Source organism: Streptococcus sp. SP1 (assembly GCF_030440005.1).
GTDB lineage: Bacteria > Bacillota > Bacilli > Lactobacillales > Streptococcaceae > Streptococcus > Streptococcus parasanguinis.
The window spans coordinates 137908-159385 of record NZ_JAQFJJ010000002.1 but is presented as its reverse complement, the minus strand read 5'-3'; the positions used below and the strand labels follow the sequence as shown (position 1 = coordinate 159385).

Annotated in this window: 20 protein-coding genes; 17 read left to right on the top strand and 3 right to left on the bottom strand. The window is 41.6% G+C overall.

The genetic code is table 11. The features are described 5' to 3' along the window. Positions 1-90: 90 nt before the first annotated feature. On the top strand, positions 91-816 hold the full coding sequence (gene yaaA / locus PCY07_RS01875; RefSeq protein WP_301355028.1) for a peroxide stress protein YaaA: 726 nt from the start codon (positions 91-93) through the stop codon (positions 814-816). Positions 817-934: 118 nt separating this feature from the next. Here yaaA and PCY07_RS01870 read toward each other — a convergent pair whose 3' ends face one another. Beyond that, positions 935-1381, bottom strand: a complete 447-nt coding sequence (locus PCY07_RS01870) for a MarR family winged helix-turn-helix transcriptional regulator (protein ID WP_003014723.1) — start codon at positions 1379-1381, stop codon at positions 935-937. Between the two features lie 255 nt (positions 1382-1636). Between PCY07_RS01870 and PCY07_RS01865 the strand changes: the two genes are divergently transcribed. The 7 genes from PCY07_RS01865 (at position 1637) to PCY07_RS01835 (ending at position 10423) form a co-directional block, all read left to right on the top strand. Continuing rightward, on the top strand, positions 1637-2086 hold the full coding sequence (locus tag PCY07_RS01865; protein WP_301556722.1) for a DUF5590 domain-containing protein: 450 nt from the start codon (positions 1637-1639) through the stop codon (positions 2084-2086). 16 nt (positions 2087-2102) lie between these two features. Continuing rightward, complete coding sequence (locus PCY07_RS01860) at positions 2103-3281, top strand: pyridoxal phosphate-dependent aminotransferase (RefSeq protein ID WP_301355030.1); 1179 nt, start codon at positions 2103-2105, stop codon at positions 3279-3281. Between the two features lie 148 nt (positions 3282-3429). Continuing rightward, entirely contained in the window at positions 3430-4776 is a 1347-nt protein-coding gene (asnS, locus tag PCY07_RS01855) for an asparagine--tRNA ligase (protein WP_003014677.1), read from the top strand. 70 nt (positions 4777-4846) lie between these two features. Further along, entirely contained in the window at positions 4847-5584 is a 738-nt protein-coding gene (locus PCY07_RS01850; protein WP_195227264.1) for a DUF1003 domain-containing protein, read from the top strand. Positions 5585-5642: 58 nt separating this feature from the next. Further along, the gene (locus tag PCY07_RS01845) at positions 5643-6842 is read left to right on the top strand and encodes an MFS transporter (RefSeq protein WP_301355031.1); all 1200 of its coding nucleotides are present in this window, start codon (positions 5643-5645) and stop codon (positions 6840-6842) included. 114 nt (positions 6843-6956) lie between these two features. After that, positions 6957-8684 carry an ABC transporter ATP-binding protein gene (locus tag PCY07_RS01840; protein WP_301355032.1) on the top strand — a complete coding sequence of 576 codons (1728 nt, stop codon included), beginning with the start codon at positions 6957-6959 and terminating at the stop codon, positions 8682-8684. Next, positions 8681-10423 carry an ABC transporter ATP-binding protein gene (locus PCY07_RS01835; protein WP_301355033.1) on the top strand — a complete coding sequence of 581 codons (1743 nt, stop codon included), beginning with the start codon at positions 8681-8683 and terminating at the stop codon, positions 10421-10423. Before PCY07_RS01840 ends, PCY07_RS01835 begins: the two co-directional genes overlap by 4 nt. Positions 10424-10770: 347 nt before the next feature. Here the strand turns inward: PCY07_RS01835 and PCY07_RS01830 are convergent, their stop codons facing one another. Both PCY07_RS01830 and PCY07_RS01825 read right to left on the bottom strand, forming a co-directional pair. Beyond that, positions 10771-11511, bottom strand: a complete 741-nt coding sequence (locus PCY07_RS01830) for an amino acid ABC transporter ATP-binding protein (protein ID WP_003007564.1) — start codon at positions 11509-11511, stop codon at positions 10771-10773. Next, positions 11511-13694: an amino acid ABC transporter substrate-binding protein/permease gene (locus PCY07_RS01825; protein WP_301355034.1), complete on the bottom strand. Its 2184-nt coding sequence runs from the start codon at positions 13692-13694 to the stop codon at positions 11511-11513. Before PCY07_RS01825 ends, PCY07_RS01830 begins: the two co-directional genes overlap by 1 nt. Positions 13695-13954: 260 nt before the next feature. Between PCY07_RS01825 and PCY07_RS01820 the strand changes: the two genes are divergently transcribed. The 9 genes from PCY07_RS01820 (at position 13955) to PCY07_RS01780 (ending at position 21475) form a co-directional block, all read left to right on the top strand. Further along, the gene (locus PCY07_RS01820) at positions 13955-14911 is read left to right on the top strand and encodes a CPBP family intramembrane glutamic endopeptidase (protein ID WP_301355035.1); all 957 of its coding nucleotides are present in this window, start codon (positions 13955-13957) and stop codon (positions 14909-14911) included. Between the two features lie 132 nt (positions 14912-15043). After that, entirely contained in the window at positions 15044-17032 is a 1989-nt protein-coding gene (uvrB, locus tag PCY07_RS01815) for an excinuclease ABC subunit UvrB (RefSeq protein WP_003001891.1), read from the top strand. 14 nt (positions 17033-17046) lie between these two features. Beyond that, complete coding sequence (locus PCY07_RS01810) at positions 17047-17544, top strand: GNAT family N-acetyltransferase (RefSeq protein ID WP_301355036.1); 498 nt, start codon at positions 17047-17049, stop codon at positions 17542-17544. Positions 17545-17637: 93 nt separating this feature from the next. Then, on the top strand, positions 17638-18264 hold the full coding sequence (locus tag PCY07_RS01805) for an NAD(P)H-dependent oxidoreductase (RefSeq protein WP_301355037.1): 627 nt from the start codon (positions 17638-17640) through the stop codon (positions 18262-18264). Between the two features lie 114 nt (positions 18265-18378). Next, positions 18379-18882, top strand: coding sequence for a hypothetical protein (locus PCY07_RS01800; RefSeq protein ID WP_231082286.1), 504 nt, complete (start codon positions 18379-18381; stop codon positions 18880-18882). Positions 18883-18896: 14 nt separating this feature from the next. Further along, positions 18897-19364, top strand: coding sequence for an 8-oxo-dGTP diphosphatase (locus tag PCY07_RS01795; RefSeq protein WP_173020169.1), 468 nt, complete (start codon positions 18897-18899; stop codon positions 19362-19364). Positions 19365-19532: 168 nt separating this feature from the next. Further along, the gene (locus PCY07_RS01790; protein WP_003001697.1) at positions 19533-19673 is read left to right on the top strand and encodes a hypothetical protein; all 141 of its coding nucleotides are present in this window, start codon (positions 19533-19535) and stop codon (positions 19671-19673) included. Further along, positions 19670-20374, top strand: a complete 705-nt coding sequence (locus PCY07_RS01785; RefSeq protein WP_301355038.1) for an AAA family ATPase — start codon at positions 19670-19672, stop codon at positions 20372-20374. Before PCY07_RS01790 ends, PCY07_RS01785 begins: the two co-directional genes overlap by 4 nt. A gap of 3 nt (positions 20375-20377) precedes the next feature. Continuing rightward, positions 20378-21475 carry a hypothetical protein gene (locus PCY07_RS01780; RefSeq protein WP_301355039.1) on the top strand — a complete coding sequence of 366 codons (1098 nt, stop codon included), beginning with the start codon at positions 20378-20380 and terminating at the stop codon, positions 21473-21475. Positions 21476-21478: the final 3 nt, after the last annotated feature.

Here is a 21478-nt window from a genome sequence, read left to right as displayed (position 1 = left end):
ACCTTTCTTTAATCTAGTTTTAATAACTAGATAATAACATTAATAAAAACTCCTGTCAAGAAAATTTGAAAAATATGGTACAATAGACCTATGAAACTATTAATTCCATCCGCCAAAGAACTGAACGAACAGGCTCGTATCGTCGAGCCCCAACCCTTGTCAGAGAACACAAAAACCATCCTCCAAGCTTTGAAGCAATTCTCGCTAGAAGAATTAGCGAGCTTTTACGGGATCTCAGAGGAAAGAGCCCAAGTAGAAAAGGAAAGAATTGAGGCTCTGTTAGCTGGGAGTGCCAAGACCTATCCTGCTTTAGAACTGTTTGATGGCCTTATGTACCGTAGTATTGAGCGTCAAGACTTATCCGAAAAAGAGCAGGCTTATCTGCAGGAGCATTTGTTGATCACGACTGCCTTATACGGTGTGCTACCTGCCTATGAAGGGATTGGTCCTCATCGCTTAGATTTTATGATGAAGCTAAAACCAGCTGGAAAGTCTTTAAAGTCACTTTGGAAGGAGGACTATGATCAGGCAGTAGAAGGAGAGGAACAGATCTTATCTCTTTTGTCCTCTGAGTTTGAACTAGTTTTTTCAAAAGCTATTCGTGAGCGAATGATTCGGATCAAATTCATGGAGAATCGTGGGGGGACACTGAAGATTCACTCGACGATTTCAAAGAAAGCACGTGGGGCTATGGTGACAGCCATGATGAAGGAAGAAATCACCCAGCTAGAAGATCTGAAATCACTAGAAGTAGCAGGTTTCTCTTATCGTGAGGACTTATCGCAAGAGAAAGAATGGTTCTTTGTGAAAGAATAAATAAAAATATTCCTGAGAAGCGTCAGGAATATTTTTTTGATCTGTTAGATAAAGAGAATGCACAATGAAAACTCCAAAATAGAGGATTTTGGAGTCAGAATCGTCTTGAGCAGTAGGCTTAGGCAATGTTTTTAAATTTCTTTAACAATTCTTGCAATTCAGCTTGTTCATTACTGTTAAAGACTTGCATCAAGCGTTGAATATTTTTGATATGATCTGGAAGTGCTTCTTCAATTTTTTGACGTCCCGCATCTGTGATGGACACAAGATAGGCACGACGGTCCTCAGGATCTGTTTCGCGCGTAATCCAACCATCTCGGACCATATTTCGGATAACCACAGTCATATTTCCAGAGGTCGCAAGAATGCTGTCAATCAAATCTTGAATACGAAGATCGCCCTTGCTATACAAGGTTTCAAGTACAGAGAATTGGGTCGGTGTCAACTGATGCTTTTTAAAGATATGCGCCTCAGATGCACGAATCAATCGTTCTGCTTTGTGGAAGACGATCAGGGTTTTTAAATCTACATTTGCTTCTTTAAATAATCTCTTTAAATTTTCCATACCTATATTTTATCAATAAATAGTATTTCTGTCATTTAATTTTATTATCAAATTAATTACAAAATAATGACAAAATTATTAATAAATCGACATAGAATGTGCAAAGTGTTGATTTAGCTTTATTTATCAAATTATTTTATACCATAATATTATACAACGAGTGTAATAATCGTAACAATTCTTTCTTGAAAATCTATAGAATTATAAGTGGCTTTGTTGTATAATGAGGGAGTGAAACAGAAAAAAAATCATTTTATGTTATGGCAACATGTAATAGGAATCTGTATCTTAGCGATGACGGTACTCTTTTCTAGCCTTTTTCTTGTAGAGAAGACTTCTGATCGATTGCAAGATCAAATGGAAAAGGATAGAAGAACGGCCTTTTCTCACTCTTCGATGGTGACGGTTGACACAGAAACCGTCTTTCATGGACAAAAAGCTTATGCTTCCTTTATTGGAAAAGATCAAGCTGGAAAAAAACTGGCCGTCTTAGTTGATCAGGCAGATAATACAGTTTATGCTTATTCTTTAGAAGATGGGATTAGCCAAAAAAAAGCAACTGCGATTGTAAAAGAGGAGAGTCAGCACGCGATTGATCGGGTAACTTTTGGTCGCTTTAAAGGCAAACCGATCTGGGAAGTCAAGGCTGGGAGCTCTTATTATGTGGTAGATTTCAAGACTGGGAAAGTCATTGGTGTTTTTTAAGATTTGAGGAGGAAATATGAGATTATCAAATCGTGTATTGGAAATGGAAGAAAGTGTGACCTTGGCTGCAAATGCGCGTGCCAAAGCTTTGGCAGCAGAAGGTCGTGATATCTTAAGTTTGACCCTGGGTCAACCTGACTTTGCGACTCCAAAAAATATTCAAGAAGCAGCAGTCGCTTCCATCGAGGATGGTCGCGCTAGCTTTTATACGGTAGCATCTGGACTTCCAGAATTGAAGGATGCCATTAGTGACTATATGAAAGAGTTTTATGGCTATACAGTGAACCGAAATGAGGTTGTGGTCGGCACTGGTGCTAAGTTTATCCTCTATGCCTTCTTTACTTCTGTTATCAATCCAGGTGATGAAGTCATCATTCCAACACCTTGCTGGGTTTCTTATGTAGACCAGGTCAAGATGGTAGAAGGAACACCTGTTACTTTCCAAACAACAGAAGAAAATCACTTCAAAGCAACGGTAGAGCAACTGGAAGCAGCACGGACAGACAAGACCAAGGTGGTCTTGCTGAATTCGCCATCCAATCCAACAGGAATGATCTACAGTAAAGAAGAGCTCGAAGCAATTGGAAATTGGGCTGTCGAGCATGATATCTTGATTTTGGCAGACGATATCTATGGGCGCTTGGTCTACAATGGCAATACCTTTACGCCTATTTCTAGCTTATCAGAAGCGATTCGCAAGCAAACTATCGTGATTAATGGAGTTTCTAAAACCTATGCTATGACTGGTTGGCGGGTTGGTTTTGCAGTGGGTGATCCAGAGATTATCGGAGCTATGGCCAAGGTGATTAGCCAAACAACATCCAACTTAACAACCGTTTCCCAATATGCCGCAATCGAAGCCCTAACAGGAGATCAATCTTCTATTGAGATCATGCGTCAAGCTTTTGAAGAGCGTTTGAATACTATTTATCCTTTATTGAATGAAGTACCTGGTTTTGAAGCCATCAAACCTCAAGGAGCCTTCTATCTCTTCCCAAATGTCAAGAAAGCCATGGAGATGAAGGGCTATACGGATGTGACGGAATTTACCACAGCCATTTTAGAAGAAGCAGAGGTTGCTTTAGTAACGGGAGCTGGCTTTGGTGCCCCTGAAAATGTTCGCTTGTCTTATGCGACAGATTTGGACACCCTTAAAGAAGCTGTTCGCCGACTCAAGGCCTTTATGGAAAAATAAAATCGCAAGATCCTTAGTAATGAGCTGAGGATCTTTTTCTTTAAAAAATATCTGGTTTTCACAGGTAGAATCTAGCACTGAAAGCCTTTTTATGATACAATTAAGAAGATAATGTCTTCGGACAAGTTTAACGAGAAAAGGAAGATGAATGATGACAAAACGGATTACTATCATCGAAGTAAAAGACTATGTTGGTCAAGAAGTGACCATCGGTGCTTGGGTGGCCAACAAATCAGGTAAAGGAAAAATTGCTTTCTTGCAATTGCGTGACGGGACTGCCTTTTTCCAAGGTGTGGCTTTTAAACCAAACTTTATCGAAAAATTCGGCGAAGAAGTGGGACTTGAAAAATTTGACACCATTAAACGCTTGAGCCAAGAAACATCAGTGTTTGTGACTGGTATTGTCAAAGAAGACGAGCGTTCTAAATTTGGTTACGAATTGGATATTACGGACATCGAAGTCATCGGTGAATCTCAAGATTACCCAATCACTCCAAAAGAACACGGGACAGACTTCTTGATGGACAACCGCCACTTGTGGTTGCGTTCACGTAAACAAGTCGCTGTCATGCAAATCCGTAATGCTATTATCTATGCAACTTATGAGTTCTTCGATAAGAACGGTTTCATGAAGTTTGATAGCCCAATTCTTTCAGGAAATGCGGCGGAAGATTCAACTGAACTGTTTGAAACAGACTACTTTGGAACACCAGCCTACTTGAGCCAATCAGGTCAGCTTTATCTTGAAGCTGGTGCAATGGCCCTTGGTCGCGTCTTTGACTTTGGTCCAGTATTCCGTGCTGAAAAATCAAAAACTCGTCGTCACTTGACTGAGTTCTGGATGATGGACGCTGAGTACTCTTACTTGACACACGATGAGTCACTTGACTTGCAAGAAGCTTATGTCAAAGCTCTTCTTCAAGGTGTTCTGGACCGTGCTCCTCAAGCCTTGGAAACATTGGAGCGTGATACGGAGCTCTTGAAACGCTACATTGCAGAGCCATTCAAACGGATTACTTATGATGAAGCGATTGATCTCTTGCAAGAGCATGAAAACGATGAAGATGCGGATTATGAGCATTTGGAACATGGAGATGACTTCGGTTCACCACATGAAACATGGATTTCAAACCACTTTGGTGTGCCAACCTTCGTGATCAACTATCCAGCTGACATCAAGGCCTTCTATATGAAGCCAGTTCCTGGTAACCCAGACCGCGTGCTTTGTGCAGATTTGCTCGCACCAGAAGGCTACGGAGAAATCATCGGTGGTTCGATGCGTGAGGAAGACTACGACGCCCTTGTTGCGAAGATGGAATCTCTTGGCATGGATCGTACAGAGTATGAATTCTACCTTGACCTTCGTAAATACGGTACAGTTCCGCACGGTGGATTTGGTATTGGGATTGAACGGATGGTTACTTTCGCGGCTGGTACAAAACACATTCGTGAAGCTATTCCATTCCCACGTATGTTGCATCGTATCAAACCTTAATAGACGTAAAAACGCCATTAGGCGTTTTTAACTTTTATATCTGCTCCTAAAAACTATGAAAGGAAACTCAATGCTGAAAATAGACATCATCGATGGGAAAGAATACGAGGATGGTCAGGGGGCTTTGATCGCAGATCTAGACCATAGCATTCAACAGATGCTCAAGACTTCCTATCCTGAAAGTCAAATGGATGATTTTATCACCTATAAAAATTTGAGCCAATATTGTATGGATTATCTTGGACAGATTATTGAGCGTGCAAATGATAAAAATGAAGCGATTAAACAGCAGGTAACAGCTGTCATGCCCGAAAGTGAACGTCCCTTTAACGTTGAAGACCGTTTGACAGCCAGCTATACTTTTGGCCAGCGTGTGGCGGATTCGGTTGCACGCTTTGGTGGTTCATGGACCTTTATTATTAGCTTCATCATGATGATGGCTATCTGGATGCTGATCAATGTCCTGCATCCTTTTGGCTTGAATTTTGATCCTTATCCCTTCATCTTGCTCAATCTTGCGCTTTCCACTATTGCGGCGATTCAAGCTCCTTTGATCATGATGAGCCAAAACAGGGCAGCAGATTATGATCGCCTGCAAGCGCGAAATGACTTTAACGTCAATATGGAGTCGGAACGAGAAATTCGCTTACTGCATACGAAGATTGATCATATGGTTCAGCAAGACCAGACGGATTTACTGGAAATTCAAAAGTTGCAAACCGAATTGTTGGTGTCCTTGTCTAATCAATTGGCCCAGCTGCGTCAAGAAATGAATCAAGAAAAAATGAAGGAGGTGGAGAAGATGTAGGCAAATCTAAGTAAGTCTTTTAGAAACACTTATATAATCTATTGAAAGAGGAAAAACAATGTTTAAAAGAACTTACAAACGCAATATTTCACTCCTAGCAGGTTTGGAATTTACATCTTATTTTGGAATCACTAGTTTTTGGATTTTATTTTTTATTCAGAATGGTCTTTCTTTACTTCAAATTGGTCTATTAGAGAGTATCTTTCATGGGACGAGCCTTTTATGTGAGATTCCATCTGGTATGTTGGCCGATCGATTTAGCTACAAGACTAATCTCTATTTGGCTCGCTTGTCCAGTATTGGATCCTCGATCTTGATTTTATTTGGTCAGGGGAATTTTTGGATCTATGCCATTGCTATGATGGTCAATGCTTGGTCTTATAATTTTGACTCGGGGACCAGTACAGCTTTCTTATTTGATTCAGCTGTGGAAGCAGGTCAAAAAGACCGTTATCTTCAGATTTCTAGCTTCTTGTCTGGTGTGGCCGAAGTCACCCGAACTTTAGGTACAGTTGTGGCAGGCTTCTTTATTCACGGAGCATTGGCTTGGACCTATTATATTGCTATTGGGCTTTCCTTGCTTTCCATTCTTTTGATCTTTCTGATGAAAGAGCCAGAGAGCAAGAGTGATGAAAGAAATCATTTGACCTTAAAGCGGATATTGGAGGTAGTGAAACAAGAATGGCAGGAAAAACCAGTCTTGTTTTATTGGATGCTCACCTATCAGTTGGTAGGGACCATCATGTGTATGTTTTATTTTTACTACCAACAGAAAATTAGTGACTTAGCTAGTTGGCAAGTTTCGCTCATCATGTTAATTGGTAGTGGATTCAATCTCCTAGCGGTTTATTTGGCCAGTCAAATCGGGAAAAAATGGAATAGTAATCGAGTCTTTCCGATTCTGGTTGCACTGACAGGGTTGGTCTTGCTTTTGGTAGGTTTGAAGACTCCATTCGCCTATCTGAGTGTCTATCTCTTGACCAATGCCCTTTATGCCGTTTATCAACCCATTTACTACAATGATTTACAAGCTTATCTGCCTTCCAGTGTACGAGCAACCATGCTGAGTATCAATTCGATGATGTTTAGTCTATCTATGATTGTCATCTTCCCTTTGACTGGGTGGTTCATTGATAGTTGTGGATTTGTAGCAGTCTTTATCGTATTAGGCCTTGTAACGCTATTTTCTTTCCCACTCTTAGTGATTGGATTAGGGAAAATGGGCAAGATATTAAACAAGGGGACAAAGACGGAATAAAATTGCTGACCACATCTGGTCCGTATTCAACTCTCTCGGCTCTGCAGGGAGAGTTTTTTCATCTTAAGAATTTGTGGTAAAATATGTATATCTATAAAAAAAGAATCGAGTCGTATGAAATCATTATTGAAGTATTTTAAGGGCTATTTATGGGAAACTTTTCTAGGGCCCGTGTTTAAACTCTTAGAAGCTATTTTTGAATTGTGTGTCCCCTTAATCATCGCCCACTTAGTCGACCAGGTCATTCCGAAAAAGGAAACGAGCGCAGTGGTGATGACGGTTGGTGTTTTGTTTTTATTTGCGAGCTTTGGTGTTGTCGTAGCTATTACGGCTCAGTATTTTTCTTCTAAAGCAGCTGTCGGATTTACCCGCGAGATGACCAAGGATTTGTATGAGAAGATCTTATCGCTTCCAAAGGACAAGCGCGATAGGATCGGTACTTCTAGTTTGGTAACCCGTCTCACTTCTGATACCTATCAAATCCAGGTTGGGATCAACCAATTCTTGCGTCTCTTTTTGAGGGCACCGATCATTGTCTTTGGATCTATCATCATGGCCTTCACCATCAGTCCTAAACTTACTCTTTGGTTCTTGGGGATGGTGGCGATTTTAACCTTGATTATTGTCATCATGTCTCGGATTGTCAATCCGCTCTTTGCTAAGATTCGGAAAATCACAGACCGGATGGTTACGGTGACGCGTCAGCAATTTCAAGGGATGCGGGTGATTCGGGCCTTTGGACAAGATGCTGGTGAATTAGAAGATTTTAGAGAGGTCAATCAGGACTACAAGATTTGGCAAATTCGTGCTGGTATCTGGTCTAGTTTGGTGAGTCCCTTGACCTTCCTTGTGGTCAATACGACCTTGGTTTGTGTCATTTGGCAGGGACAATTGAATATCTCTGCTGGCCTTTTAACCCAAGGGATGTTGGTCGCTTTGGTCAATTATTTATTACAAATTTTAACAGAATTGATCAAACTCGCTATGCTGGTTACGTCTTTAAATGTCAGCTATATTTCAGCCAAGCGTGTCCAAGAGATTTTTGATTTGAAGGAAGAAGACCTCTTAGAAGCTTTGCCAGATGAAACTGCAAGAGAGCAAGAAGCGATCAGCGCAGAGAAAGTCTCTTTCACTTATCCAACGGCTTCAAGCCCAGCTCTAGAAAATATTTCCTTTGATCTGGATCATGGACAGATGTTGGGAATTATCGGTGGTACAGGATCTGGGAAATCCACCCTGGTTCAGTTATTGAGTCATTTGTATGCCGTTAGTCAGGGGAAATTAGCCCTCTATCATCAAGGTCACTCTCCTAGAACTCTCAAGGAGTGGCGGGAGTGGGTGGCTGTTGTCCCACAGAAGGCAGAGCTCTTTAGAGGGACTATCCGCTCGAATCTCTTACTAGGGATGGAAGAAGGTCTATCGGATGATGATTTGTGGTGGGCGCTAGAAACAGCTCAGGCGGCTGATTTTGTCCGTGAAAAAGAAGGACAACTCGATGAGCCAGTGGAAGCCTTTGGGCGAAATTTCTCAGGAGGCCAACGTCAGCGGTTGACCATTGCGCGTGCCCTTTTGAAGAAGGCTCCTTTCTTAATTTTGGATGATTCGACCTCTGCCTTGGATTATTTGACGGAAGCACGTCTCTTAAAATCGATAAAAGAAGAATTGAGTGATACAAGTTTGATCCTAGTATCTCAACGAACCAATAGTCTCAAGTCTGCTGATCAGATTTTGGTCTTGAACAAGGGACATCAAGTAGGACTGGGAAATCATGATTTCCTCTTGTCTACCAATGAGATTTATCAAGAAATTCATTATTCACAACACGGGAGGGAGGAAGCATGAGTCAAAAACGTTCTAGTTATGTAAAACGTCTGTTTAGAGATTTTGCTCACCATCCCGTGCTCCTGATTCTAGCTAGTCTCGGAACCATCGCTCAAGTGGCCTTAACGGTTTGGTTACCGATCCTGATCGGACATGCAGTTGATTTAGTCATCAATCCTCAAGGGATGACAGTCTTATGGCCTGTTTTGATCCAAATGGTTCTAGTCATTGTGGCCAATACCCTGATCCAATGGATCAATCCTCTTGTCTACAATCAATTGGTCTATCGGTTTAGCCAAAGCCTGAGAGCAGAAGTGATGGAAAAAGTACACCGATTGCCCTTGTCTTATCTAGATAAACAAGGGAGCGGGGACTTCGTCAGTCGCCTCACGACCGATGTAGAGCAACTCAATAGTGGTCTTCTCATGGTCTTTAACCAGTTCTTTGTTGGCCTCTTAACCATTCTTGTCACCATCGTGACCATGGCAGAATTGGATTTCTTTATGATGGTAGCAGTTCTGGTCTTGACTCCATTGTCTCTCTTGATTGCTCGTTTCATTGCCAAGCGCTCCTATACGCTTTTCCAAGCGCAAACCAAGGCGCGTGGTCTTCAAACTCAGTTGATCGAAGAGTCCTTGACCCAGGAAAGTTTGATCCAGTCCTTTAATGCTCAGGATCAATTCCGTAAGGCTTTTAAAGGGACGAATGAAAGCTATGCCAACTATTCCCAATCCGCTGTCTTTTATTCCTCAACTGTCAACCCTGCCACTCGCTTTGTGAATGCCTTGATTTATGCAGTAGTGGCTGGATTTGGTGCTGTACGCATTATTTCGGGATCTCACTTTACTGTTGGTCAATTGGTGACCTTCCTCAATTATGTCAACCAATACACCAAGCCCTTTAATGATATCTCCTCTGTCTTGTCAGAACTCCAAAGTGCCCTTGCCTGCGCAGAGCGCTTGTACAGCGTCTTGGATCAAGCTGAGATCGAAGAAACAGGTCATCAGATTCTGGAAAGTCAGGATGTCAAAGGTGCGATTGGTTTTGAGCATGTCTCATTTGGCTATGATTTGGGGCGGACCTTGATCAAAGATTTAACCATTCATGTTCCAGCTGCCAGTAAAGTGGCCATTGTAGGGCCTACAGGAGCAGGAAAATCGACCTTGATTAATTTGCTCATGCGTTTCTACCCTGTTAATTCTGGAGAGATCACGATTGATGGGGTACCAATTACGGACTACACCCGTGCTTCTTACCGCCAACAATTTGGTATGGTTCTGCAAGAAACCTGGCTCAAGGTCGGGACCATTCATGAAAATATCGCCTTTTCTCGTCCAGATGCAACTAGAGAAGAAGTCATAGAAGCAGCCAAAGCAGCCAATGCAGATTTCTTCATTCGGCAGTTGCCAAAAGGGTACGATACGTATCTTTCAGATGCTGGAGAGTCTTTGTCCCAAGGTCAACGCCAACTCTTAACGATTGCGCGGGTTTTCCTTTCAGTTCCTAAGATTTTGATCTTGGATGAGGCGACATCCTCCATCGATACTCGGACTGAGGTCTTGATTCAAGACGCCTTTAATCAGCTCATGAAGGGACGGACCAGCTTTATCATTGCTCACCGCTTGTCGACCATTCAAAATGCTGATATGATCCTTGTTATGGTGGATGGCGATATTGTTGAGCATGGCACTCATGAAGAGCTAATGCAAGCGCAAGGTGTTTACTACAAGATGCAGACAGCTCAGCAACAGATTAGTTAAAATGTAAACAAACCATTTTTAATGTAAAATAAGTATAGTGATTCTGCAAAGAAATAAATATCTACCCAATTTGTATAACGAATTAAGAGAACATTAAAACTTTCCGCTGTGAGAAAAGTGCCTGAAACAATTTAGTTTCAGGCACTCGGAATTATTGAAACTTTAGGTTCAATAATTAGTCTTGGAACTTCGCAGAAGTTCGCTGACGTCCGTACTCACCTTAGGAAAGTTTTTAATATGTCTATATCTTCAATCTAAGCATTTTCAAGTCTGAAAATGCTTTTTTCGTCTAAAAAAGCATCTAGCAAAATTGCTAGATGCTTCAGGAACCACTCGTTTTTATCTTTTTAAACGTTTAAAACCTTATCCAAGAATTCTTTCAAGCGTGGGTGTTGTGGGTTGTCGAAGATTTGGTCTGGTTTGCCGTCTTCGAGGAATTCACCGTCTGCTGTGAAGATGACGCGGTTGGCTACTTGGCGGGCAAATCCCATCTCGTGGGTAACGATGATCATGGTCATGCCTTGCTCTGCCAACTCTTTCATAACGTTCAATACATCTCCAACCATCTCAGGGTCAAGGGCAGAAGTAGGTTCGTCAAAGAGCATAATATCTGGATTCATGGCGAGTCCACGGGCAATGGCCACACGTTGTTTTTGACCACCGGAAAGGCTGTTCGGATTGGCATCGGCTTTATCTGCGAGTCCAACTTTTTCCAACAATTCCATTCCGACTTTTTGAGCTTCTTCACGGGTCATCAGTTTGTGCTCTACTGGCGCAAACATAATGTTTTCAAGGACGCTCATGTGAGGGAAGAGGTTGAAGTGTTGGAAAACCATCCCGATATTTTCACGGACCAAATCAACATTGGTTTTCGGATCGGTTAGATCATATCCATTTACGGTAATTTGACCTTTTGTCACTTCTTCGAGGAGATTGAGACTACGAAGGAAGGTCGATTTACCAGAACCGGACGGTCCAATAATGCAGACCACATCCCCTTCGTAGAATTTTGTTGAGATTCCTTTTAAGACCTCATTTTCACCATAGTATTTGTGGAGGTCATGGACATCAATTTTTAATTTAGCCATTAGTTAACCTTCTTTTCTAATTTTTTTGCAAATCGTGTTAGCAAGGTGATAATCACGAGGTAGAAGACGGCAAGGATCGCATACATCTTGAAACTTTGGTAGTTTCGAGCAATGATGATCTTACCAGTTTGGAAGAGTTCTACCAATCCGATCGCAGAAACGATAGTCGTATCTTTCAGGGCAATGACGAATTGGTTAACAAAGTTTGGAAGCATGAGTTTGGTTGCTTGTGGCAAGATGATCTTACGCATGGTCTTGCCATAGGAGATTCCCAGGCTTCGGCTGGCTTCCATCTGTCCAATCGGTACAGCTTGGATCCCCCCACGAACAATTTCTGCAATATAGGCAGCAGCATTGAGGGAGAGGGCGATGGTACCTGCAACAAAGTCGTTGATTGGGGATTGATGACCTGTGACAGATTCAATCAAGTTTGGAATTCCCCAGAAGATGAAGGCAGCAAGGATCATCAATGGGATCCCACGAATAACATCGACAAAGATTTCAGCAGTCCAGCGGAGCCATTTATAAGGGCTAACACTAAACATCCCAAAGATAACACCGATCACCATAGCAATCGCGAAAGAGAGAAGCGCAAGGGCAAGAGTAACACCCAAACCACTTAACAATTGTTTGTAGTTGTTTTGAAGCAAGCCCCAGATCGTTGTTTCATCTGCTGTTGTACTTGAAGTACTTGATTTGCTATCTGATTTAAGGTATTTATCAAGAATCTTTTGGTATTGGCCATTTTTCTTCAAGTTTGCAAGACCGTTATTGAACATTTCGATCAATTCAGGATTTTCACCCTTCTTAACGGCAAATGCTAGTTGACCACTTGGAGTTCCTTCGATAGGTGTTTTGAATTTGCGTCCTTGTTTAATAGCGTATTTGATAACAGGTTCGTCATCCATGATCGCTGCAACAGAACCAGAATTCAAACTGTCATACATAGAAGCTCCGTCAGAGAAGGTTTTGATCTTGTAACCATATTTCTTTTGGTTCTCTTCAAGGAAGTTTTGTGAGGAAGTACCGTTTTTAACACCGACTGTCTTCCCTTTTAGGTCATCATATGAATCAATCTTACTGCTTTCTTGAACAGCTAGAATGGAATTGGCCGTGTAGTATGGTTCAGAAAAATCAAATGTTTCTTTCCGAGCATCTGTCACAGTCATCCCTGCGATCATTCCTTGCGCATGGCCGGATTGAACATCACTTACCGCAGCATCAAATCCAGGATTGTCAATCTCGATGGTAAATCCTTGGTCTTTAGCAATCGCCTTGATCAAGTCCATATCGATTCCTGTGTATTTGTTTTTTCCATTTTGGAAGACAAATGGTGCAAAGGAAGAATCACTTGAAATGCTATATTTTGATTTTTTAGGAGTTGCTTTTTGACCAGCAGGAGTAGTGGTTTCTGGAACGGCACTGTTACTTGATGATTGGCTTTCACCTGTCCATTTCTTGATAATCTCATCAAGTGTTCCATCAGCTTTCATTTGAGCGAGAGCCTTGTTAAATTCAGTGATCAACTTTTCATGATTTCCACCTTTTTTAACACCAAAGGCAAAGCCACCGACTGCTTCCCCGTCCATATTGATAGCTAGGTCCTGACCCTTTTGGATGGCGTATTGAATAACAGGTTGATCATCCATGACTGCATCCACTGCACCAGCTGATAAACTGTTGTACATGAGATCACCTGTATCAAAGGTCTTGATCTTGTAGCCGTATTTGTCCTTGTTTTTATCGAGGAAGCGTTGGGCTGCAGTTCCGTTTTTGACACCGACTGTCTTCCCTTTTAATTGGCTGTACTTAGTGATTTTGTCAGCTTTTTTAGTCGCAATGACAACTTTTGTATCGTAGTAAGTATCAGACATGGTGAAGACTTTTTCACGTTCTGTTGTTTTGGTCATCCCTGCCATGATGGCATCCGCTTGACCAGCTTGAACTGCATTGACCGCTGCATCAAATCCAGGGAAGGATTTGTCCAAATCCCATCCATTGATTTCAGCGACCTTGTCCAAGATCTCTACGTCAATTCCTTTATAGGTTTGATCTGAATCCTTAAATTCAAATGGTGCATACGCTGTATCGAAAACGACCTTGATCGTTTCAGCATGAGCATGACCAGCGAATGCAACGAATGGAAATAAGAAAAGCAAACATGCTAGTAATTTTTTCTTCATTTCTGTCTCCTTATAATTCTTTTCTCTTTGGGGATTTGACCCATGAGCACATTGACCAAAGGATGGCCTTAAAAAAACAAATCATCCATACCAAATCGAGTATGAATGGCCTTATGTTTTTCTACAAAAGCTATTATATCAGAAAATAGTTTGCTTTGCAAGAAAAATCCAGTTTTGATGTTAGGTTATCTAACATGAGTTGATCTTGCAGCCCTGGATTTTGTTTGCTACAATGGACCTATTAGATAAAGGAGGTTGCAATGAAGAAAGGGTTGATCATGCAAGGGATCAAAACGAACACTTCTGTGCCAGTTTTCATTTCTACACTATTCTATGTATTATTAGCCTCCCTCTTCATAGAAGGAGGACTTTGGATTGGGAGTGAACTTGTGGGACCATTTTCCTTAGTGATCGGTTTTCTAGTGGACTCCTTTTCACCAGGAAATGGGATAGCAAGTATTCAAGAATTTTTCTACCATTATTTTCTCTATTATGAGCTCTTCAGTTTTGTAATTATTCTGTTCTTCTTTATGTTTTGGGTGAAGGTCATAGAGAAGAATGCCTTATCAAGCTTAGGCTTTGTAAAAAGGAAATGGCTTAAGTATCTAGGTTGGGGGATCATGTTTTCCCTTGTTCAAATGGGAGTGATCGCGCTTGTCTACCAAGTAAGTGGAATTGGGTCTTTTGAGCTTAATGAATTAAGTTTAGAACCCCTCCTCTTTATCCTAGGCTTATTCCCATTTTGGCTTCTCCAAGGGGGGACGGAAGAAGTGGCCACACGAGGTTGGCTCCTGACTCGGATTGCTGCAAGAACTAATCTGCCTTTAGCGATCGTGATTTCTAGTAGTCTCTTTGGCATTCTGCATATGGGTAATGCAGGAGTGACCTTCTTATCCGTTCTGAATATCATCCTTGATGGGGTGCTAGCTGGTCTGCTTTTTATCTATACCGATAGTATCTGGCTAGTGGTCGCCCAACACGGCACTTGGAACTATGTACAAGGAAATCTCCTTGGTTTTCAAGTCAGTGGCACAGGTGCAGATGCGTCTATCTTTAGCTTTACCATGGGAGATGGACCTGACTGGTTGACCGGAGGGGCATTTGGAGCAGAAGGATCAATCATCACGACACTGGTTCTTCTTTTATCCCTAGTGATTGTCTATCGCTTAGGGGAAAGGAAAGAAAGAGTTGATAATGAACTAGTGTGTCATGACTGATAGGAAATGATGATGAAAATGAAGACCGGTACTTGAGCTGGTCTTTTTCTATGTGAGGATTCTCTCCTCAAAAGTCAGAGAAATATCATCTATTATGGTAAAATAAGGAAAGTATAACCAAAGGAAGAAAGTATGATTAATCGAGTAACTGATAACAAATTTAAACTAGTATCCAAATACCAACCGTCTGGGGATCAACCGCAGGCCATTGAACAGTTGGTGGATAACATCGAGGGTGGTGAGAAGGCGCAAATCCTGATGGGGGCGACTGGTACGGGGAAGACCTATACTATGAGTCAGGTCATTGCCCAAGTCAATAAACCGACCCTGGTCATCGCCCATAATAAAACCCTAGCAGGTCAGCTCTATGGGGAGTTCAAGGAATTCTTTCCAGAGAATGCGGTTGAGTACTTCGTATCTTACTACGATTACTACCAGCCAGAAGCCTATGTGCCATCGAGCGATACCTATATCGAAAAAGATAGCTCGGTCAATGATGAGATTGATAAGCTTCGTCACTCCGCGACATCAGCCCTCTTAGAGCGCAACGATGTCATCGTTGTAGCTTCTGTCTCTTGTATTTATGGTCTGGGTTCGCCTAAGGAATATGCCGATAGCGTAGTCAGCTTGCGTCCAGGTCTGGAGATTTCTCGTGATAAGCTGCTCAATGACCTGGTGGACATCCAGTTTGAGCGCAATGACATTGACTTTCAACGGGGGAAATTCCGTGTTCGTGGGGACGTGGTGGAGATCTTCCCAGCTTCGCGTGATGAACATGCCTTCCGGGTGGAGTTTTTCGGGGATGAGATTGAGCGGATCCGTGAGATTGAAGCTTTGACTGGCCAAGTTCTAGGAGATGTGGACCATTTAGCCATTTTCCCAGCCACTCACTTCGTGACCAATGACGACCATATGGAAGTGGCTATTGCCAAGATTCAGGCGGAACTTGAGGAGCAGTTGAAAGTCTTTGAAAAAGAAGGCAAGCTCTTAGAAGCTCAACGCTTGAAACAACGGACCGAGTATGATATTGAAATGCTACGGGAGATGGGCTACACCAATGGCGTCGAAAACTACTCTCGTCATATGGATGGCCGGAGTGAAGGAGAGCCGCCTTACACCCTTCTTGACTTCTTCCCAGAAGATTTTCTCATTATGATTGATGAAAGTCACATGACCATGGGACAGATCAAGGGCATGTACAATGGAGACCGCTCGCGCAAGGAAATGCTGGTCAACTATGGTTTCCGTTTGCCGTCTGCCTTGGATAATCGGCCACTGCGTCGGGAGGAGTTTGAAAGCCATGTTCACCAGATTGTCTATGTGTCTGCGACACCGGGTGACTATGAGATGGAACAAACGGATACTGTCATCGAGCAGATCATTCGTCCGACAGGTCTACTCGATCCTGAGGTGGAAGTGCGTCCGACCATGGGACAAATGGACGATCTCTTGGGTGAGATCAATGCGCGTGTAGAACGTGGAGAGCGGACCTTTGTTACCACCCTGACCAAGAAGATGGCAGAGGACTTGACCGACTATTTCAAAGAAATGGGGGTCAAGGTCAAATACATGCACTCGGACATTAAGACCTTGGAGAGGACGGAAATCATCCGTGATTTGCGTTTGGGTGTCTTTGATGTCTTGGTCGGGATCAACCTTCTTCGCGAAGGGATTGACGTTCCGGAAGTCAGTCTGGTTGCCATTCTCGATGCGGATAAGGAAGGCTTCCTCCGAAATGAACGCGGATTGATTCAGACCATCGGTCGTGCAGCCCGTAATAGTGAGGGTCACGTGATCATGTATGCAGATACTATGACCCAGTCTATGCAAAAAGCCATCGATGAAACAGCCCGTCGTCGGAAAATCCAGATGGCTTATAATGAAGAGCATGGCATTGTCCCACAAACTATCAAGAAGGAAATCCGTGACCTGATCTCTGTTACCAAGGCAGTGGCCAAAGAAGAGGACAAGGAAGTGGATATCACCAGTCTCAACCGCCAAGAGCGCAAGGAACTGGTCAAGAAACTGCAAGGCCAGATGCAAGAAGCCGTCGAAGTGCTTGATTTTGAACTGGCAGCCCAAATCCGTGATATGATGTTGGAAGTCAAGGCCTTGGATTAGATAGGATAAAGCGAATGAAGATTATCATTAAAACAATGGAAACTCCTGAAGAGATAGAAGGAAAATCTCTCGTTCATTGGCAAACGTGGAGAGAGGCTTATGACGATCTTTTACCCGAGGAATTTCAGGAGACGATGACATTAGATAAATGTCGTTTCTTTAGTCAAAAGTATCCAGAAAACACCTTGATTGCGATGGATGGAAAGAAGGTCGTTGGATTTATCAGCTATGGAAATTTTTGTGATGAAGCCATTCAAGCTGGTGAAATCATTGCCTTATATGTTTTAAAAGATTACTATGGAAAAGGCGTGAGTGAACAGTTAATGCATGCTGCATTTGCTGTTCTCGATCATTTCTCTGAAATTTATTTATGGGTATTGAAAGATAATAAGCGAGCCATTGCTTTCTATCAAAAAATGGGTTTTACTTTTGATGGCCAAGAAAAAATACTTGACCTTGGAAAACCTGTTAAGGAATTGCGGATGATGTGTTCTTCAAATAAAAATTCCTAAAGGACCTATCTATCAATCTTTGAACCATTATCAATTAATCAAGTAAAAAAATAAAAGAGATAGAATGAACCAAAGAAATGAAGGAGAAGTCGAATGAAAATTCTAGTCATCAATGGGCATCCAGATAAGGAAAGTTACTGTCAGGCTATTTTTCAAACCATTGTCGAAACTATTGACTCAAGTCGCCATGAGCTTAAAGTGATCAGTCTCAATGAAGAGGATTTTGACCCGGTCCTTCGCTACGGCTATCGAAAGCGGATGGAGGAAGATTCCTTTATCCTTCGCTCTCAAGAATGGATCCAGTGGGCGGATCACCTGATCTTTGTCTATCCCATCTGGTGGAGTAGTATGCCGAGCCTCATGAAAGGTTGGATTGATCGGGTCTTCACACCTGGGATTGCCTACTCGGCCAATGATCAGGGAAGCTTTATCTGGAATTACCTGAGAGGCAAGCAATTCAAGAAGTTGCTCAAAGGGAAAACGGCCAGTATTTATGCGACCTCCATGGCGCCTACTTGGTGGTACAAGATCTTTTCAGGCCCTCTCAACATTCCAGATAGTTATGGTATTTCTAGTTTGAAGAATGCCGTCTTGAACCACTGTGGGATTAAAACCAAGCGCGTCTGCATCTTGGGAGAAGTCGGCCGGGATGTGAATACCGCTAGCATGCGGGAACACCATCTCCAAAAGGTAGTAGCAGAAGTGAAGAAACTATCATGAAACAAGATTCTAAGAGACACAAATAATTAAAAAATAGTACAAGGTAAAGAGAAAGACAGATAACTAGACCGATTTGAAAAAAGGGTAAGAAGCTAATGGGGAAAATCCACTCAAATGAAAAATAATCAAAGAAAATCAAATACAAAAAAGAATCTATCAAGGAGAGAAAGTTTTCAGCTCTGGCTAGATTCTCATAAAATTATAGGCTTTTTCCTGATCCTTGATCTCATCTTAGGAATAGGAATAGGTATCAATCTTATTTTTAAGAGTCTTCCTATTCCGTCGCCCTATAGAGATATCAATTATAGTTTTCCATTATATATAAATCTTTTTTGTCTGGTGTATCGATTATTTGACTATTGGTTCCTAGACTTTTCTAGGACAAGGATGACAATAAAAAGATATGCAGATTTATTTATTTATCTTAATAGTATCGGTTTAGTGGTCCATCTTTTTATCGGGGTTGGTGGGAAAAATAGTAAGGGGCTCCTGCCTTCACTCTTATCCCTAGATCACCGCTATATTTGGTTCCCTATAGCAACCTATCTGGTCTTTTTTACCTTGTCTGCTTTAACGATTTTGCTTATGAAATATATCGAAACAAAGAGGAATAAATAATAGAAAGGAAATATATGTCACGTACAACGCCTACTATACTGTGCAATCTTTGCATGGTCGAAGATCTTGAAAATGGGAAAGTAGTCCTCCAATACCGCTCACCTGAAAAGACTCACTGGGCTGGCTATGCTTTTCCAGGTGGCCATATCGAAGAAGGAGAAAGCCTTGTAGAATCCGTCATTCGTGAAATCTACGAAGAGACAGGACTTACAATTACAAATCCAAAACTGGTCGCAGTCAAAGACTGGCCACAAGATGAGGGCGGCCGCTACATCGTCTTTTGCTACAAAGCGACAGAATTTACAGGCCAGCTCAGATCGTCTGAAGAAGGAGAAGTTTATTGGGTTGAGAAGGACCAATTAGAAAAGTTGGACTTGTCCTACGATATGCTTCCTCTGCTGGAAGTGATGGAAGACCCAGATTTGTCCGAGTACTATTATCGCAAACGGACAGACGACGACTGGGAAAAATTAAGATTTTAAGTAAAGGAGCTAGAAATATCTAGTTCTTTTTTCTCTTCAAAGATAAAATGTTGCCTAAAGCACTGAGAATATTTCATTCGTGCTTGAATCTGCTCAGAAAAAGTACTATAGTATAAGCATAAAATACAATTGTAATCTTTCATACTGTGAATAGAAAGAAGGCAAGATATGAAATTACAATTTAGAATCCTTATAGGAATTTGCTTCTTGATCGGTGCCTTAGTCTTTGCCTTTCAAAAGGAATGGTTATACGCTTTGCTGTTGCTTTTGGTTGGGGCTTCTTACCTTTATAAAGGAGTGCGTCGATGAAGAGTGAGTGTTTAAACATCAAGGGGCTAAATGTTTGGTATAAAAAAGACAAGCCCATTATAAAAGACACGAATTTGTTTGTGCCCAATCATTCTGTAGTCGGGTTGATTGGTCGAAATGGAGCTGGGAAGACAACCTTGCTAAATGCTTTAAGTAGTGTTTTTGATCATCGGCAGTATGCAATTGAGACTGTTATCATAGAAGACAAGGCGACCTCTTTTCATACGAATTTCTATAAGAGCCGTACCTATACAGTTTTTACTGAAAACAATAGTTTTTTAAACTGGGATTTTGTTCACTATTTTAATTTTGTCTGTCGTTTGTATCATCGAAAGAGAGATGATACGTTTTTGCAGGACCTGATCTCAGGCTTTCATTTTGAAGAGTATCTCAACACCGACATTGGTAGTTTGTCAACGGGAAATAAGAAGAAAGTCTTCTTGATCACAGCTTTTTATCTCAAACCTCCCCTCCTTATTTTGGACGAACCATTTGATGGCCTTGATTTTGATGCGACAGAATTTCTATATGGTTTGCTATTGCAGTATAAAGAAGAAGGCTCTATTCTGATGAGTTCGCATATCGCAGAGAGTATCGTTCGGGTGTGTGATACAGCTTATTCTATTGAAGATGGTCACCTAGATGCGATCGAATCGAATTTAGAAGATTGGTTTCATGACGTCAATCGTCAGAGGGGGTAGAGCATGTTACTAGCTATTTTTAGAGATGTGGTATCCAAAAATCGACTCTTCTTGTTCTTAACTTCCTTAGCCTTTGCTCTTTATTACCATCTTGTTGGGGCCAAATTTTCTACGAGCTTTCAAGTCTTGCTGATCAGTACGGCTATTGTTACTGCTCTATCAACCTTTCAATTGCTCTATTCCTACTTTTCGATGGACAGGGTTCAGGCCTACTACCAGCTTCCTTTGTCTCTCAATCGTTTTAAAGGGTCTTTTCTGACAGTAACCTTTCTTCTCAATTTACTAGAGCGCGTGCTGATATTGATCCTCTTTTTAGGAGTCAGGTTAGACCTGCTACAATCCTTTAAGCTCGTCCTCCTTTCTTTACTGGTGGTATTGAGTGTGTTTTATGTCTTTATCCAGTTCAATACCAGGCCTAGTCTTCTAGGAGGAGTACTTATTTCTGTAACGACTGTTCTTACAGTATCTTCTTTATGGGTCCAACAAGTGTCCTATATGATCTTACTGTCAACCCTCGTTGCTGTCTTTATTTTTAAAAATGAGGAGCTGGTCGCGATTTCAAAACATAATCAGTTGCTCGTCGCAAAGAGAAGAAGTGGCAATTATTTTTGGATTTCCTTATTTCAAGAGCGCTATTTTTCCATCAATTTTGTCTTTACTCTCATCTTCCTCCTTCTCATTCTGATACAGGATTATGATGCTCCTTTAAAAATCATCATCCTTTTAACAATTGCTTCTGTCAATACGCCATTAACCACTCTCATTTCCGCTGATAAAGATTTGATTGATCATGTTAAGTCCCTTCCTAAGAGTCTGTTCTTTTACCTGATGTATTACCGTGTATTGCTGACTTATTTCTTATCTGTGAATCTATTTGTTGCTCTTTCATTAAAAATGGTGGTCATGCCTGACTTGGGGATCCTATTTTTACTAGGAGTGATGATTCTAGCAGTAGTGGAAGCTGTTTTGCACTTACTTATTGAAATCTACTTCCCTTTAAGAAAATGGAATTTAAAGAGAGAATGTTGGAAACACCCAAGAAAATACATTGTTCCTAGTATCGTCTTCTTACTTAGTTGGAGTCTCCTTTTCTGCTTCTAAGGA